Below are 1,316 nucleotides of genomic sequence, written 5' to 3'. Positions count from 1 at the left end.
GGTACGTACCGGACACATGCTTTACGTCCGGTACCGACCACATGGTTTTCACCTTTACCAATCACATCCCCAATACTTTGGGACCAAATGGATTTTCTAGGGCTTGTACCCGCGAAGACTCCATATCAAAGTAAGCCATATCGTAATCCATAAAGCTCACTAACCACACGTCGTCTTCGACTTGCCGCAGGCCCACGTCATGACCAGCGAACACCGTACTAAAGTGAATCTTCTTACCATCAAGACAGATGCGTCCACAGTTGGTCACCGTGACCGTCTTATCATGGAAGGGATAACTGACATCGGGCAGCCCTTCGTATTTTCGGGTGGATGGAACATAGAGTTGTGCCGGTTTTTTCATCTCTAGTGCTTGATGGGGACGCTCATAGTTGTACTCATGGATAAAGTCTTCGAACTTATCTTGTTGTTGCAACATCGTTTTGGCTGGCGGTTTAGTCGTGGCTTGCTTGAGTGTTAAATGCATGCGTTCATGGCGACCATTTTGCTGGGGATTGCCGGGCTTAATGCGCTCAATGCCAATACCTAAGCGGAGCCACCAAACTGACAAACTCGAGAGTCCATAGAGTGCATTGGCGCAGGCAAACGGCACGCCGTTGTCTGAACGGATTGAGCCCGGCAGTCCATACTCTTTAAAGAGTTGCTCAAAGACCGTAAAAGCCTGGGCTTCTCTCGTACTCTCTAAACCCTCACAACAAATTAAAAAGCGCGAGGCATAGTCCGTTACGGTTAAGGGATAGCAGTACTGCTTATTACCGAGCATAAATTCGCCCTTGTAATCGACGCACCATAGGGCATTAGGCTCTTTGAGATCCGATAGGTTTGTCCCGGTCAGTTTGGGGTGGCGGCGTCGTTTTTTCTTGACTAGGCCATGGCGATCCAGAACTGCATGCACCGTACTCTTGGCGGGCAATGCTAACTCAGGGTAGTGGGTGTGGATGCGGTCGCGCAGTTTAGGAGCGCCCCAGGTGGGGAACTCCTTTTTGAGGTTCACGATCAGTTGCTCGACCTGGAAGGGCAGCCGGTTGGCTTGCCTAAAAGGCCTTCTTGATCGATCCGTAAAGGCTTCTAAACCACTGTCTTTATAACGATCAATGATCTTATGGCCAGTGACTCTGGAGATGCCAAATTCCTGGCACAGGGTAGTAATTTTCTCGCCATCGAGGTAACGAGACACAAAACGTAGCTTTTCATCCATCTTCGTACTTTCATTCCACGGCATAGAGTGGTCCCTCCTATGCCAAAAACTGTAAAGTATGTGTCCGGTATAAAGTGTTAACTATGTGTCGAGTCGTACA

At 49.0% G+C, this 1,316-nt stretch carries 1 protein-coding gene; it reads right to left on the bottom strand.

What is annotated here, in order from left to right; genetic code table 11:
* Positions 1–61: 61 nt before the first annotated feature.
* Positions 62–1,216: an integrase core domain-containing protein gene (locus ICN41_RS11175; RefSeq protein ID WP_255537992.1), complete on the bottom strand. Its 1,155-nt coding sequence runs from the start codon at positions 1,214–1,216 to the stop codon at positions 62–64.
* Positions 1,217–1,316: the final 100 nt, after the last annotated feature.

Source organism: Polynucleobacter sp. 15G-AUS-farblos, assembly GCF_018882445.1.
Classification (GTDB): Bacteria; Pseudomonadota; Gammaproteobacteria; order Burkholderiales; family Burkholderiaceae; genus Polynucleobacter.
The sequence above is the reverse complement of the archived record's forward strand: the minus strand, read 5'-3'. Positions and strand labels throughout refer to the sequence as shown.